The following is a 15,325-nucleotide window of genomic DNA, read 5'->3' on the forward strand; positions in this document are numbered from 1 at the left end:
CTAGGTTTGTAGCGAAGAACAGCGGAGGATGTGCCGGAATCCCACTACTTTTACGCGGCTGGCGAAGCGACGGGCGGTGTGCCGAGGCAAGTCAAAACATCGGCAAGAACTTATCCGACCGGTCGTTGTATCCGCTCGAGCAGCCCATCCAGCCGTTCCAGTTGCCCCGCCAGATCTTTCTTCGCCGTCTCCAGGTCGGCGATGTGCACGCCCAAGTTATCCATGTTCTTGTGAATCTTGCGCAAGGTTTCGAGCTGATGCTCGATCGCCGTTTTGTGGTCCTGTAGCTGCTTGTATAACGGTGTTACCAGTGCCTGGAACCAGCCCTTGGTAGTCTTATCGCATTCAATGAACAAGTGGCGTGCCTGCGCGACGAGCGTGATAAAAAACTTTTTGATGACAAAGCGCTGCTCGGTCATGAGCGTGATCGGACTGTTGCGGAACGCCTCGGCTTTTTCTTCGAGTCGTTTGAACGCGACGAAGTAGGGTAGCAGCGACAGTTGCGCCGGTTGTAGTTTGGTAAATCCGTATTCCGCGTGCAGGCGTGTGTAGATTGCTTCCACTTCGCGTTTGAGTGCTTCGGCGCGTTTACCGACCTGATCCATACGTTTGCGGGTACCGGTGAAGAACGTTTCCATGCCTTGTTGCAGGCCGCGCGTCGTCCAGCTGTCTTGCAGATCGAGCCGGGTTTCTTTAATCAGTGCATCGAGACTGGTGAGGCTCATCGGCGCGAGCAGGTCTTTGGCTTGTGTCGACAATTGCGTGCGCGTGCCTTCGAAGCCGAGCAGCTCGCGGTCGTATTTTTGTTTCTCGTCGCGCATCCGTGCCACCATTTTTTGGATGGCGTCGAGGTTGCGGTCGCCCAATGTTTTGAGCTCGCTCAATTGTTTGTCGACACTGGCGACACGTGCCTTCACCAAGCTATGGCTGTCGCCTACGCGGGCGCTGATTTCGTAGACCACCTTGCTGCGAATTAGATCGTATTTCGACGGCAGGATGTCGTTGATGATGCGTTGCTCCAGCGCCGGCAGCCCGCTACGGTCAACCAGCGCGGTATTGCCCTTGGCGCGACCGGTGAGCGCTTTTTGCGCCGACAGGGGAAACACACGTTTGTCGTCGACCGACAGGATGCGGGCGGTGTCACGAATTTGCTGGGCGATGGTGGCGTCGATCTTTTTTTCGTCTTGCAGCTCGTCCCACAAAATATCGATTTTGTTCAGTATGACGAACCGGCCGACGCTGTTGACGCCGCGCGAGCTGACGATGTGTCTGTTCCAGACTTCGAGATCGCTGCGGGTCACGCCGGTGTCGGCGGCGAGTACGAAAAGGACGGCATGCGCTTCCGGCAGCATCTTGAACGTCAGCTCCGGCTCTGAACCGAGCGCATTGAGGCCCGGCGTGTCGAGCACGACCAGACCGCGGCGCAACAGTGGATGTGGAAAATTAATGATCGCGTGGCGCCAAACCGGAACCTCAACAACAGCGTCCGCCGGTGGCCGGGCGCCGTCGGTAGAGGGCGACTGCAGGCCGAGCTCTTGCGCTTCCCAAGCACTGACCTTCTTAGTGCGCGTTACTTCCATGAAGGCTTCGCGAACTTCGTCGGCCGAGTCCGGGCGCAAGATATGGACGGTGGTCCAGTGAACCGGGGTCACCTTGTATTCGGAAATGGTCGTGCTGGTCTTGCGCGTTTCGATCGGCAGCAGCCGTACGCACGCCGGCAGGTTTTCATCGTATCGCAGCTCGGTTGGGCACATGGTAGTGCGGCCGGCGGCGGACGGTAGTAGGCGTTGCTTAAAGCTGGCAAAGAAGAGGGCGTTTAACAGCTCTGTTTTGCCACGCGAAAATTCGCCAATCAGTGCGACTTTCAGGCGCTCGCTCTTGAGACTCTCGGCAAGCTCATACACCCGCAGATCGCGTTCACCGTCGGCGTCGTCGCCTTGTTGCTCGACCCAGGCTTGGTAGTCGGCGATTGCCGTGCCTAGCTCGTCGCACCAAGCGCGATAGCGCGCCAACGCGGTTGCGAAGTCGGTAGCGAGTGATCCATCGCCGGCGGCGGTTGTGGTTCCACCGGGGGGCTGGGGCGTTGTGTACGCCCGTTGTTCCATTTTTGCGTTCCCTTTCTAACGGCAAATGAAGGCCTTAACTCACTATTTGCAAAAGTCAGGCCATTTTCGGCCGGTACCGGGCGCCTGTTGTAAATCTCGGCTGTTTCCCTAGAATCCGGCCACGTTTGTTCCAGCCCCGTTTCTCATATTAGGTGATAGGTGGGCTTCCGCTTGATAAGTGCCTCCGATCCGGCGGAACCGGCTAAATCCCTTACCCTGTGCATCCCTGGCCTCTTTGGCCCCTTGGGTGACCTTCCAGACGCTTTTGCGCCACGCCCCCCGGCCTTGGAGATGTGGTTGGCGCGGGCGGAGTCTATCGATGTCGCCGTTAGCCGCTTTGAAAACGTCGTTTTCCAGCTTTTCGACGTAGAGCCGCCGGTCGACGCCGATTTGCCGGTGGCAGCCGTGACGCGCGCGCTCGACGTCGGCGTAATCGATAAAGGCTGGTGGCTGCGAGCCGATCCGGTGCACTTGCGCCCAGAACGTGACCGGCTGGTATTGGTCGATACCCAAGTGATTGCCTTGGCGCAGGACGAGGCGACTCGGCTCGCTGCCGAAGTTGCCGCTGCGTACACCCATGACGGTTGGGTGTTAAAGGCGCCGCGGCCGGGGCGTTGGTATCTCAAGCCGCCGCGAGCGGCAAAGATTTTGACGACACCATTGGCTGACGTCGTCGGTCGTGACATTCATCCCTATCTGCCGAAAGGAAAGGACGGCAAGCTATGGCACACCGTATTGAACGAGATGCAAATCTTGTTGCACACCGCTGCGGTTAACGTCGAGCGCGAGCAGCGCGGTGAATTGCCGATTAATAGCCTATGGTTTTGGGGCAGTGGACGCTTGCCGGAGATACACCCGGTCGATTGGGTGCAGGTGCACAGCGAAGAAGCGATCAGCTTATCGTTGGCGCGTTTGGCGGACGTGCCGAGCCGCGCGTTGCCGACGCACTTCAACGAGTGGCAGCGACAGTCGTTGCCGCGAGGTGCGCATTTAGTGGTACTCGATCAAGCGCGCACAGTGGTGCAATATGGCGACGCCGAGGAATGGCGCGGGTTCATCGAGCGCCTGGACAATCACTGGATGGCACCGATGTTCCAAGCCTTGAAGAATCGCGAGCTCGCTTACGTGGATTTATATAGCGACGGCGGCCGTGCCTTTCGCTTGCAGGCAAACCATGCTCGGCGTTGGTGGCGCCGCCGCCGGCCGTTGGCGAGTTATCGATGACGCCGACGCGCCGCCTAATCGTACGCCGGCCGTGTGCCGACGATCTAACATTTCCCGCCGACTTGCACCCAGTGCTGGTGCGCATTTATCGCGCGCGCCGATTGTCGACGGTGCACGAGCTCGACCGCTCGTTCGAACGGATGTTGTCGCCGTCGCAGCTCAAGGGGATCGACGGCGCGGTCGAGCTGTTGGTGGAGCAGTTGCGTAATCGCGGTCGATTGTTGGTCGTTGCTGATTTTGATTTTATGCAGATAAAAAGATCTAATTCCCAGGCTGTAAGAGAGGACTTGGTTATTGCTGGCTAGTGAGTGAGAGAGAACTGCGTGACGATATAAGCGCAGTAAGTTAAAGTTTTCGGCACATAGTACGGCCTCTGTCCTGCTGTTGGATGGATAGCAAAGGAAGCCCGTGCAAAAGCTGAAAGGGACGTACGAGGAGGCCAAGGATCGCCATCACGCTTGGCTTAGCAGCGCGGACCCAAACCTCTTTGTTGAAGAAGTCGCCCTTCCCGGTTGGCTCTCAGTAGAGACAACCCCCGGGTTTCATTCCCACGTATATTTGGATACCGAAGGGCGTCCATCCCCGCTAGTAACTTCTTTCTTTACCTCTCTGAGACGGTCAGAGGGCCTGTCACTTGCTCCAAGCACGGTGGTCCAGTATCGACACGACTTCAAACGGGTGCTCGACTTCGTAGAGGCGACGTCTCCGATCAAAGACCTAAGTATCGATCAGCACCTTAAATTGATTCAGCGACGGCATATCCCAAGGGTCCTACAGGCCATGCGTCACGCCGGAATCAGCAGTAAAACGATTCGCCGTCGGGAAAGCATTTTAAAGAAACTTTTAAGCTGGTTGACGTCGGAAGAGGCAGGTTGCGTCAGAGAGTCGCATCCATATGAGCTCGATGCTCGCCTAATTACGAAATCATCTCGAAGACAGACAAAGCTCGCGTCTGAGTTGGTATCTCAGTCAATGGTCATCGAGCTCCTCAATGCGTTCCATAACGAATGCGAGCGTTCTCTTTTTCATTTCATATACGACGCCGGCGCAAGAATTAGCGAAGCGCTTGATGTTCGTCTTGTAGATTTCCCCCATATACACGATCGTCATAACGAGAACTATCTGCCAATGATAATCAAAGGCCGGAAAGGGCAGGCCGGAATAATTAAAGAACGTTATGTTGGTATTTCTCGACCCGTTGTGGCACGGGTTGCCAGATACCACGCGAGCGAGCAATACAGGCTTGCGGCTCTGCAACACGGGTACGCATTAAACGATCCCGAGAAGCCCGCGTTTCTTACCGCAAATGGAACCGCATGGAAATATTCAAACGCGAAATCACAATTCAATTGCGCCGTTCGTCGAACTGCACTTCCGGATTGGCTTAGTCCGCACGATCTGCGACACGGGTGTGTGCTGGCTATTTTGACATCGGAGGACATGGGAACGAATCATCTAGATCGGTTGCTGGAGGCGAAGCGAAGATTGGGGCACAACTGGCTAAGCACAACAGAGGAGATTTATGGGAACTTGCCGGCTACCGTACTCGTCGCTTTAGAAAAACTTGCCAAGGGGGCGTCTTTTTACAAAAAACAGGACGAAATAGTTTTGGCGACATACCTGGGGCCGCGTCTGCATAAGGAGAAGCGCGGGCATAGGGCGGTGATCGGTGGCTGATCTAAATATCGCTTATTCTAGTTCTCTGCCCCAGCCCAATTTGGATGATCCTCTCGCGCAGTTACGTTACGTTTACGAGGAACGTGCCGAGTTGGCGAACTCGGATGCAACAAAAGAGACGTATCGGACAGCGTTTCGAAACCATGTCCGTTACATTTTGGATAGGGACGGCTTCCCAAACGAAAGAGCCATCAAGCCGATTTTTGTGGAGGACGAGTTCTCAGTAGATTTTTTCTTTCAAATGTATCAGTGGCATTTGCGCCGTGGTATTTACAATCTCTCTACAGGAATGAGTTCGTTGCGCGAGGTGATACGGCACTGTCGATCAAACGGGTACATTTCGACCGACGTAATCATTACAAAGGTAAAAACGAAACATCGAGATGCACATCATGGCGACACGCATACTGCGTATAGCGAAGATCTATACCATTTTGTCCGGCAAGCGTTGATCAACGATTATCAATTCCTACGAACGATCGCAAAGCCTTACGCCGCTACAGGAGTTGGTCAAAATCCTAAAATTAGATGGAATCCGTGCTGGACTGCGCGACTAGAAGTACTGAGCATACTTCATCGCAGATTGCTGATGGGTTCGGGTGTTGTCACTGAACAGGATATCGGAACGGAGCTTCAGCAGATTTTAGACAAACGCGCAAAGCAATATTGGCGTCGCGTCGCCAAAGATGCGATCGCATACCTTTCCTCGCAGGGCTACATTGAATCACAACCATTTTGTGGTGCTGTGATCGTTTTCAAGAAAAAAGCAACGAAATTGCAGCTAAAAAAGTCTGTTGGTGCGCGGTCCTTCAACCAAGCAAAGGCTTTCAAACGTCGTTTCGACTTACAAAAACGTATCCAGGCATTTGTCACAAATGGAGTCGGCATCCTAAATTTGCATCAGGTATATCCTAAGAGGTTGCGCCGGCATCACGTCTTGGAAAGATTTTTATCTGATTTGGAAGCATTAACGAAGATGGGTGCAATCGATGTGATGCGGAAAGTATTTCCATTGGAAGGTGGATACAGCATCACAATTTTAAAAAAAGATCCAGATTCGGTATTTAGAGAGCAGGCTGATGGGGCGCGATATGGCTGGGCCAACAAGAACAACTGGCGATGGTATTTCGAGCACGTAATGAACGGACGAATTCCGCCACACCGAAGTTCACCGTCGTATAAATTATTTTCCCAAAATGTTTCCCATTACTTTCTGCGAAACCGTGATGAGCGTGAAAGGTTGATGGACAGTTATGATGTTTCAGATAAGGAAAAAATTACGAAGGCGCTTCTCGCCTCTTGGGGAATTGTGCCGAGACTGCGTTCGAGTTTGGTAATTTCGTTAATGGCATATTTGGCAAAGCTAACTGGGCTTAACGTCGAGTCGCTCAAGGATTTAAAGCTCGGTTGCCTAAAATTCGAACCTCTCACGCGAACTTACTATCTGGAGTACTTCAAAGCGCGCTCGGGTGGTAGTAAAGAGCTGCCCCTTACAGATGAGCTGGCTGACGAATTCATCGTAGAAGACAAAGATGTGCTGGACCACGGCGAATACCAAGGCTTCGAGAGCGATGGAAAGCACGCCGTCTACCGGAAGCCAATCGCATTCCTTCCAGACGCTAAGCGGATCCGCGAAATTATTGAACTAGCAGAATCGCTGACGTCTCGATTTCGTAGTAGGGCGCCGAAAGAGTTACGGGAAAAACTCTTTTTGTTCGAGACGTCCCGTTGGGATAGTCATAAGCGACCGTGCGTATCGGATATTAACCGTTACCATTTTATCGACTGGGTAAGGCATTATTTCAAACCGCATGTCGCCGGACTTATGAAGCGTAGTTTACGAACAAAACATGGGGGCTTAGATGATAGCGCCTTGCGCAATGAAGAGCGCAAGATTGGCCGGCAGATCGCGAGCACGAGCCTCGCGGTATCTCGGCTTCGATCGACGCTTGCCACAAACCTTGTCAAGCAAGGTGCGCCCATAGAGTTAGTGCAAGCGGTGCTGGGTCACAGTAGCCTCCTTACAACCGAACGATACCTCGATAAGTTGCAGCTTGAGACAACGCTGTATAGTGAAGTGGGAGCGGCGCTTAACCGCTTAAAGAAGGAAAAGTCGAAGCATGTAAAAGTGCTTGGCTCTGTTGAACAACTCCGTCAGACAATTGCCAAGTCGCCAAAGGACAAACCGAGCGATGGTTATATATTCCAAACTCCCGGATGTCTTCATTGCCGCGATCCGCAGAATCCGTCGACAAAGATCAAACAGCAACATCGCAATTGGATAGACGGCGAGAGCACGTGCAGCAAGTGGAACATGTGCCTCTTTTGCGACAACGTAGTCATCGTCGACGTAACTCTGCCGAGACTAATTGCGTATCAGACCAAATTAAAATTGGATTTGCGTAGTGGTTTGATAAGTGTTCGAGTCAACAATCAACTCGTCCGAAAGGCTGTAAGGCTCATTGACGAGATCATTGATTCGAAGAATGGTTTCTTCTCCAAGGAAGTGATTGACGATGCGCGAGCGCGTGCTGAGGCATGGATAGACAGAGATCCGGCTGAATTCTTCTTTGAAGAGGGGAGGCAATCGCCGGCATGAAGACGTTACGAAAATCTGCGGTTGCTGAGGAACTAGCCATCGCTGGCTTTACCAATAATCATATACGTCGGTGCACTCAAGGCGAGCTTAAGTTCAGTGAAAAAATGCGTGTATCAGCGACTTCGAGATTCGGGGACGCGCGATGGAGTTTTCGGATTCCCGGAAACGTGCGTCACGCAGCGGTTTCGTCGCATGCGTTGGAAATTCTTTGGCCAAACAAAACACGTTATGAAAACCTAAGCCGGTCCGTCGTAGAAGGCATAAAAGCAGGTACCTTGGTTCGCGCACTAATGCATGGAGCGCTCCGAGAGACGGTAACGCGAGCCAAAGAAGTGCTTAATTTTTTGAGCTTTGCTGTCCAATTAAAGATGGAGAAGGGTGGTCAGGTCGAGCTTCTTTCTAACCTTAGTGTTGAGGACCTTCGGAGTGCCGTCGCTCGATACCCTTTCTCCCGTCGATCGCTAGATAAGCACGCGAAACGTCTTATCTATTTTATGGCAGAGCCCTGGGTTGGAAAGTATTTCCCAGGCGGTCCAGTAGGCTGGAAGCGAAGTGATTTAGACACCTTGGATTGGAGGAACTACCGAAAAAAACCAACGAGGCCCAAGCAGATATTGCCGGCGGCATTTTTTCGTGACCGCAGTGAGCTGTGTCGGGCGTTAGTGCATGACTTCTTAGTCGGCCTGAAAATCGAAGCAGAAGATGAGCAGTTCGACAACGACGTGTATCAAGCCATGAAGAATGGCCGCCAGACAATAGATTTACGATACCCGGACTTCGATGTCGCATATCAGTACTACGTCCAATTGATGACGCAGCGGCGAAGGCTAGGACTGAGCCATGTCGAGTATGTGCAGGAGAACTATAACAAAAGAAAATTTTCATTAACTATTGATTCGCTTGCGCATGTTCTCAGGCGTAGTCGATATGCTGCACAAAATCTCATTTTTTTATACACGGGTATGCGAGGTTGCGAAGGTCGAACGCTACGACTGCGAGTTTCGGACGACTATATCGAAAGGATGAGAGGTTGTTTATTAGTCAAAGATGGCCGTCACTACCTCGTCGGCACGGTAACCAAGGGTCGAACCGACGACAGTCCGATCAACGTTGACAGCTGGGTAGCCATTGATTGTATGCGAGACGCGGTTCGACTGCTGGCAAAGCAGTATGAGATCGGTGGCAATGTACATCTGATTTCCGGACTGCACAGAAGAGGGAAGGCCGATACCGCGGCAGGGGCGTGGCACGCGACAAACAACGCATCCTTCCTGCGACCCGAATTTCAAGGAACGCGGTGGAAAACGCTAATAGATGAATACGACGGAAATATTACCGAGTACAGCGATCGTCATACGCTCGTTGCCGAGCTATCACGGCTTGGAGTAGGCCTTATAGCGATCACTCGCCAGCTCCACCACCTGGGCGGGATGCTTCAGAACGCTCGTGTCAGTGACGTAGCAACAGCTTATGGAGAACTTGGTCTTTCAAGCAGTTCAGTTGTCTTAAACCGGTTGCATGACCATGAAAAAGCTGTTGCGGCGCGAAAACGAGATGAGGAATCGGAGCGGACCGTCGGAATTTTCCGCGAGGGCGCCAAGCTCGCAGGTCCTGCTGCGGAAATGATCAAGGAGGAAATCGAGGCGCGTTTTGCCGGTATGGGATTGGAAGGAGAGGCGCGCGAGCGTTATGTGCAACGCATGGCTCGAGAAGGTTTTGTGCTTCCGCCTACAGTAGATGGGTTTCGTTGCGCGTTTTTGTCGTTTACTCAAAATGACAGTCCAGGTTGCATCAACGGTAGTGGCTGTGACGTCGATTGTGAAAATCTCATTATTGATGAGACGCAAGGTGATCGATTAGTGAAGGAATATAGCTTCGTTGTGCGACAGCTTCATAATCGGGCGCAGTTCGCTAATTGCGCCTCCTTAGTTCACCAGGAGGCAGAGTATGCAAAATTTCTCAGACAGTTGGGAAAGCGGCCAGAGGTGATAAAGCGTGAAGTCGAAGTCGAGCTGGGAACGCGTGGTCGCCCGGTGAAGGAAGGAGGATAACGGTATGGCTCACGATGGCATGTTCGGATTTGAAGCTCGCAATGAAAAGGACTTTGAGCAATATTCGGTGCTGATCGAAAACGTCATCTTGAAGATGATGCAATACCCGGCACTTAGAGCCACCAAAGCTGAAATTGGTCGTCTTACGAAAATCCATCCTAATACCCTAGCGCAACGAAATTGGCGGAGTACCCAGGACCTATCGTATGGCGAGTGGGAGCTGGCGAAAGGTGAGCCGACGAGTGTTAACGAACTGCTCGATGCAGTTAAAAGCTATCGCAAAGGCGCAAAGCGACAAAAAGCACCTATCACTACAGAAGCCGGCCAGTCATCCGAGAGTCGAGTCGCTGAACTAACTCAAAAGCTAAGCAGGGCGCTGCATCACAACGCGCTTATTGCGATCGAGTTGCAGAAAGTTTGCGATCAGCTGGATGAAACACGTGGCGCGTTCGACATTGCAAGAGCCACGTACCGTCGGGATATCGAGCAAATGACTAGTGAATTGCAGAAAGTCAAGAATGAACGGGACGAGCTTATTGATCCTCAAGTGAACGCACAGAGTGCGCTGACAAACGGGCCTAAGCTAGAGTTGCACGACGGGTGAGTTGAGGCATACTCGTCTCTATCTCAACGACCCACCAGCGAATGACGAAGCAACTGATGGCAACCGCGCCCGTAGTAGACGCAGGACACACGGTATCAATAGCGAAACGCGGTCAGCAAGCGTTGCCGACGCCTGTGGTACGGCAACGCGAGATTAACTCCGAGGTATTAGCGACATTACTCGAGCAGCAGGTAGATCCGTGGATTGGCCACTTTCTGGCGCGCCGACTGGATCAGCCAATGGATCTGTCCGCCCTCCTAAATCCGTCGTTGACGCTCGTAGCCGATCCTTCGGGCATTCCAGATATGGATATGGCTGTCGACCGTATCGTGAAGGCAGTGCGGACAGGTGAGCGGATAGTTTTTGCGTGCGATCACGATATGGATGGCACTGGCTCAGCCGCCGTTCTGTGGTGTGCCTTTGCTGAGTATTTCGGGGTTTCGCGTGATCGTTTGCATGTCGTTACGAGCCACCGTCTAACCGAGGGTTACGGAATTACGGAACCTGTAGTGCGGCGGATTATCGAGCTTCGTCCGAGCTTGGTTATCACCGCGGACAAAGGCAGTAGCGATGAGCAGCGGATTGCGCTTCTAGCGGCTGCAAACATTGATGTCATAGTGACTGACCATCATCAGATCCCCGCTGAAGGACCGCCTCGGTCTGCTTATGCCGTATTAAACCCAACACGTTCAGAATCACGCTACGATCCACACGTCTGCGGTGCCGGCGTTGCCTTTCTAACAATGGCGAAAGTCCGAACGGCACTGCTCAACACCGGCTGGTGCTCGGAGATACCTTCACTAACCGGTTTATTAGATCTGGTCGCGGTTGCAACGATTGCTGATTGCGTGACGCTGTTGCCGACCCGAAGCTACACGAATCGGGTTTTTGTAAAAAAGGGATTGGAACTACTCAACCTCAAACGTCGTCCGTGTTGGGCGGTCTTCGCTGAAGAGGTCAAGGGGAGAGTTGAGGCGGACGATGTTGCATTCCGACTTGCTCCTGCGATTGCTGCAGCAGGTCGACTGGATTGGGCGGAGTCTGGATTTAAATTCTTGATTGCCGATACCCTTCAGGAAGCTCAACAGCATTGGAGAACTCTCCAGCAGGAAAACGCTGAGAGAAAGCAAATCCAAAAGGTGCTCCAGCAGCAAGCGTTCGAAATAGCGACGACCATGACTGGCAGTTCGGTCGTCGTGTATTTGGAACAGGGGCACTCGGGCGTTCATGGCATCACAGCCAGTCGCTTAGTTGAAACGTTTGGAAAACCTGCCGCGATATTTTCACCCAAGGGGGCAGGTGCCCGAATGTTACTGCAACCGACTGGTGTGGGTTGTGAAGTTGCTTCGTCCGACCTTGCCTCTGGCTCGTTTCGTGGCATCGCCGGTTTTGACGTTCGCCGAGCAATTGAACGTGTCGTCAATCTGAATCCTGGATTAGTTATATCGTTTGGTGGCCATCCCGCAGCGGCTGGCGCTGTTGTTCCCATTGCAAACGTTGGACGTTTCGCCGCTGCCTATGAGCAAGCGGTAATAGAACAACTTGGTTCGCAGCCGCTTGGCCCCGTCGTTTGGGCAGATGGAGAACTTCCCTGCGGTAACCATACTTTAGAATCGCTCGATGCTCTCAGCGCTTTCGGCCCATTCGGGCGTGGTTTTGAACGGCCACTTTATCAAGGTCATTTTCGCATTACGGAGCGGACGGCGTTGACCGGTGGTGCTCATCTACGGTTAGGCTTAATTCAGGGCAACGTAGCGCTTAAGGCGATATGGTTCGGGGCAGGCGACGTTCGCGAAGCGGCTGAGATGCAGATTGGGGATGAAATCTTTTTGGTTTACCATCTTGCCGATAATAATTTTGGTGGACGGCGCTCCGTGCAGGTTATGATTAAACACGGAAACAGAATCTCTAGTCGGTAGAGGTGAAAGCGAACAACGCCATCTCATGCCGGCGTGTTGATTTTAATGGTCGTGACCTGGGCTAAGCTTCATGCACCGTTCTAAATCTAAATTGACCACTTCGTCTCAGCCCACGAAAACCGGTCTTCCGTTTCGCTAGACCAGCCGTGATCAATCCTACTAGCCCAAATCCCCAATTGACTATGAAAACTCAGCCAACTCCGCTCGAATTTTTTTGAGTAACTCTTCTGCATTTCGGTAATTGCCTGCCTTCATAAACGTAAAAGTGAGAAGTGTCAGCGGATGAATTTTCATCGTTTCCGCTATCGCTTCGATTTTTTCAATCGTAGGACTCTTCATGCCTCTTTCCAGCGTGCTCATGTAAGTTCTGCTGGAAACGACTGAAAAGTCTTCCTGTGTTAGCTCTCTCGCCTTTCGTACTTCCTTAAGGGCCCGACCAAGCGCAAGTTTTGTTTTCACCAGGATGTCCCAGTTAAAGGGACACCCAATTAAGTGGATTGCGCACTATAGGAGTACAATCTATAGTGTTCATTTTGTTAGGCGCGACCACAAATAGCGACCTAGCGACCTAGCGACCTAGCGACCTAGCTACCTAGCGACATAATCTCAAGAGATGACCGCTGTTTAGCGGCGGTCGCATAAGAAAATGTTCGAAACAACTGACTACGCCGAGATCGATCTGCCAGCAGCGTTCCGGGAAGACGGAAGCCGCGCCTGGTCCTACGTTTTCCGTCGATTACACGTTCCCTGGTTTCATCTCATTTATCAGTTTCAAGCCGAGGACAACGTTCGACTAAAGCAGCCCGCCTTTCTAAGCGAGGTCTATCAGCTGTGCGAATTCCAAGCGGCAGAAGGGGTCAAGGTCGAAGAAGTGCAGGTCGTATTGCCGAGCCACATGACGGGCGCCAATCGCTGGACGATGGAACCGCTGGTAGAGATTTGGGAAGGCATCGAACCCCATGCCCAAGGACAAAAAGCTTATGTCTACGTGCTCGGGAACGGTAATCGTTTGATGGTTTCTGGGCTCGACACGAAAGAGACCGAATTACTCGATCGTTGTCTTGTGTTTCGTAGTCCGACCAAAAAGCGGCGGAACAAGCGTTCTTAGAAAGCGTTACGACGTAGGTCGATTTTTTTGAGGGAGGAACTCCATGGTCGGGTGGAAAGTAGCAGGGAGATTGATAGCGATCACGGGTGTCTTCGGATATGGATGTGCCGGTGTCCCAGGGACGGTATCAAGGAATGACGCGGCAAAATCTCCAACCGTCGAAGACTTCATTGCTGCCAATCTACATACGCCGGACCGGGTATTGATCATCCGATACACCAACCCCGACCCGAAGAATCTCTCCATACCGAGAGACAAACTTCAGACCTACTGCCAAACCCAGGGCGGCAATCTCGAGCGAACGTCAAAGGCCAGGTTTCCGGAGGTCTACGCGCCAACCGCCGAACCGTATCTCGGCGAATTCCTCTGCCGCAAAGGCGATACGAAGCTATGGGCAGTCGATATACGCCCAACCGGGCCGGCAAAGTATGAAGGACCGACAGCAGTCTTTTTCGGCAACTCACCGGGAAACGACTACCAGGTAAAGCTCAAGGTCAGAGAAATAAGCACGGCTGCTATTTCGCTGACCTCCTGCAACACCGACGAAGCAAAGACAACGCTTACCGCGGCCGAAGACTTTCTCCGCAATAAGCTGAACGTCGTCCCTCGCATCGAGGATCGCAGCGGTTTCAACAAGCGGTGGAGCTCGGATGCGTTGATCGAGGTGTCCAAGAAGATCATGTCCGAGTGTCCATCTGCTCTCAGCGATGTGACCTACCAGGTAAGGATCAACAAGCGGTCAAGCGTCGAGAGGATAGTTACCTACGACGTGGACAAGTTCGAATACTTCCCGGTGGCGTATAAACCGGAAGGCGTCACGTTGACGCCGACCATCACGATCCGATCGATTCGGCTTCTCCAACTCCGCCCCCCGCAAGGCTTCAGCGATCGGAATTTACAAATCGAGATCGCGGGCATCGACGGTACCTCGGTTCGCTATCGGCTTCAGAACTTAACGGATCGATATCTGGACGTCGAAGCCGTCTCGGTTCATATCAACCAAAACATTATGAATGCTTCGATCAGCCGCTCCATTCCACCAAATGGACAGTCAACGGTTTACGCCATGGAGGCGCCAGCAGGCACCGCTGAGCTTGTCCCGGTAACGTTGACTGCCGACCAGGCCAGGTCGCGTAGTGTCCATATCGCCGTATCCGCGAAGTATCGGCTGAACGACAAAACCGAATCCCTTCACCGTGAGCAACGATTCACCTATGCGCAGCTGACTGACGACTAAGCAATGACACGTCGAAATAGAAAAGAAAAATCTATCTCGCCCATGTCGGCGACCGAACAGCGAATGCGCGAGCACGCCGTGGCGCAACTTCTTGCGCAGACGCAGTGGCTCACAGCAGATGATATTGCGAAAGCCATCGGACCTACCACGAAGGCGACTGATCCTGTTCGCGCCTGGAAACAGCAGGGCAAGATATTTTCCGTACGAATCCGAGCCGGCCGTCGCGGTAAGGATCGTTACCCCGCCTATCAATTCAATAGTCGCATGAAGCCAAAGCCGATCATTGCCCGCTTGTTAAAAGTATTCACTGGCGTAAAGACCGATCCTTGGAAGATCGCCGCATGGTTCGGTTCCAAGAACGGCTGGTTACGAGGTCGTGCACCCATGGATTGTTTGAGCGAGTTAAAACTCGTTATCGAGGCGGCCAAGCGCGAAATGGCAGAACTAACGGATAAGTTCGGCCCACGGAAGAAATACAAGCAGGACAGGGGCCCGCTGACGCAACAGCAGATCCGCGCCATCAAGAAACTCGAACCTCAGGGGCGCCTGCATGTCCAGGAAACGCTTACTTCTAAATCCAGTGCCCCGGCTCTGGAAACTCTCGCGAATCTCGTTGACCACAATGAAGCTCAGCGTGAGGCGCACTTCGAGCGCGTTCTTGCTGGCCTAGAAATGCTGGATCCAGAGATCGTCAACCACGCCGTGAGTGTTTTAGGGGATCGACATCGGGCCGCACGCTGGTTTGCAACACCCAAGCGCGTCATGCCCAACGGGGAATCGCCGTTACGCGCCGTCGCTCGA

Annotated in this window: 12 protein-coding genes; 10 read left to right on the plus strand and 2 right to left on the minus strand. The window is 52.8% G+C overall.

Annotated elements, in window-relative coordinates:
- Positions 1 to 110: 110 nt before the first annotated feature.
- Positions 111 to 2,105, minus strand: a complete 1,995-nt coding sequence (locus HY308_10180) for a dynamin family protein (protein MBI3898648.1) — start codon at positions 2,103 to 2,105, stop codon at positions 111 to 113.
- Between the two features lie 297 nt (positions 2,106 to 2,402).
- Here HY308_10180 and HY308_10185 point away from each other — a divergent pair, with 297 nt between their 5' ends.
- From HY308_10185 to HY308_10215, 7 genes are all read left to right on the plus strand, one after another.
- The gene (locus HY308_10185; GenBank protein ID MBI3898649.1) at positions 2,403 to 3,329 is read left to right on the plus strand and encodes a hypothetical protein; all 927 of its coding nucleotides are present in this window, start codon (positions 2,403 to 2,405) and stop codon (positions 3,327 to 3,329) included.
- Positions 3,326 to 3,634 (plus strand): hypothetical protein, encoded by a 309-nt coding sequence (locus HY308_10190; GenBank protein MBI3898650.1) that lies wholly within the window; start codon positions 3,326 to 3,328, stop codon positions 3,632 to 3,634. The genes HY308_10185 and HY308_10190 overlap by 4 nt, the downstream gene beginning before the upstream one ends.
- Before the next feature lie 103 nt (positions 3,635 to 3,737).
- A complete protein-coding gene (locus tag HY308_10195; protein ID MBI3898651.1) occupies positions 3,738 to 5,006 on the plus strand; it encodes a tyrosine-type recombinase/integrase in 1,269 nt (422 codons plus the stop codon).
- Positions 4,999 to 7,605: a site-specific integrase gene (locus HY308_10200; protein MBI3898652.1), complete on the plus strand. Its 2,607-nt coding sequence runs from the start codon at positions 4,999 to 5,001 to the stop codon at positions 7,603 to 7,605. Before HY308_10195 ends, HY308_10200 begins: the two co-directional genes overlap by 8 nt.
- Positions 7,602 to 9,656, plus strand: coding sequence for a hypothetical protein (locus HY308_10205; protein ID MBI3898653.1), 2,055 nt, complete (start codon positions 7,602 to 7,604; stop codon positions 9,654 to 9,656). Before HY308_10200 ends, HY308_10205 begins: the two co-directional genes overlap by 4 nt.
- A gap of 4 nt (positions 9,657 to 9,660) precedes the next feature.
- Complete coding sequence (locus HY308_10210) at positions 9,661 to 10,260, plus strand: hypothetical protein (GenBank protein MBI3898654.1); 600 nt, start codon at positions 9,661 to 9,663, stop codon at positions 10,258 to 10,260.
- 41 nt (positions 10,261 to 10,301) lie between these two features.
- Positions 10,302 to 12,179 carry a DHH family phosphoesterase gene (locus tag HY308_10215; protein ID MBI3898655.1) on the plus strand — a complete coding sequence of 626 codons (1,878 nt, stop codon included), beginning with the start codon at positions 10,302 to 10,304 and terminating at the stop codon, positions 12,177 to 12,179.
- Between the two features lie 180 nt (positions 12,180 to 12,359).
- Here the strand turns inward: HY308_10215 and HY308_10220 are convergent, their stop codons facing one another.
- Positions 12,360 to 12,638: a helix-turn-helix transcriptional regulator gene (locus tag HY308_10220; protein ID MBI3898656.1), complete on the minus strand. Its 279-nt coding sequence runs from the start codon at positions 12,636 to 12,638 to the stop codon at positions 12,360 to 12,362.
- Positions 12,639 to 12,825: 187 nt separating this feature from the next.
- On the opposite strand from HY308_10220, the gene HY308_10225 reads away from it, so the two are divergent.
- The 3 genes from HY308_10225 to HY308_10235 all read left to right on the plus strand — a co-directional run.
- Positions 12,826 to 13,287 carry a hypothetical protein gene (locus HY308_10225; GenBank protein ID MBI3898657.1) on the plus strand — a complete coding sequence of 154 codons (462 nt, stop codon included), beginning with the start codon at positions 12,826 to 12,828 and terminating at the stop codon, positions 13,285 to 13,287.
- Between the two features lie 43 nt (positions 13,288 to 13,330).
- The gene (locus HY308_10230; GenBank protein ID MBI3898658.1) at positions 13,331 to 14,524 is read left to right on the plus strand and encodes a hypothetical protein; all 1,194 of its coding nucleotides are present in this window, start codon (positions 13,331 to 13,333) and stop codon (positions 14,522 to 14,524) included.
- A 3-nt stretch (positions 14,525 to 14,527) separates the two neighbouring features.
- A partial coding sequence (locus HY308_10235; protein MBI3898659.1) for a hypothetical protein occupies positions 14,528 to 15,325 on the plus strand: 798 nt, incomplete at its 3' end.

The sequence above is a fragment of the Gammaproteobacteria bacterium genome (assembly GCA_016199745.1).
In the GTDB taxonomy this organism is placed as follows: Bacteria; Pseudomonadota; Gammaproteobacteria; order Acidiferrobacterales; family Sulfurifustaceae; genus JACQFZ01.

Excerpts from the sequence above, each read along its gene's own strand:
- HY308_10180 (MBI3898648.1), bottom strand. The coding sequence starts at position 2,105 with ATGGAACAACGGGCGTACACAACGCCCCAGCCCCCCGGTGGAACCACA.
- HY308_10210 (MBI3898654.1), top strand. The coding sequence starts at position 9,661 with ATGGCTCACGATGGCATGTTCGGATTTGAAGCTCGCAATGAAAAGGAC.
- HY308_10225 (MBI3898657.1), top strand. The coding sequence starts at position 12,826 with ATGTTCGAAACAACTGACTACGCCGAGATCGATCTGCCAGCAGCGTTC.
- HY308_10190 (MBI3898650.1), top strand. The coding sequence starts at position 3,326 with ATGACGCCGACGCGCCGCCTAATCGTACGCCGGCCGTGTGCCGACGAT.
- HY308_10205 (MBI3898653.1), top strand. The coding sequence starts at position 7,602 with ATGAAGACGTTACGAAAATCTGCGGTTGCTGAGGAACTAGCCATCGCT.
- HY308_10230 (MBI3898658.1), top strand. The coding sequence starts at position 13,331 with ATGGTCGGGTGGAAAGTAGCAGGGAGATTGATAGCGATCACGGGTGTC.
- HY308_10215 (MBI3898655.1), top strand. The coding sequence starts at position 10,302 with ATGACGAAGCAACTGATGGCAACCGCGCCCGTAGTAGACGCAGGACAC.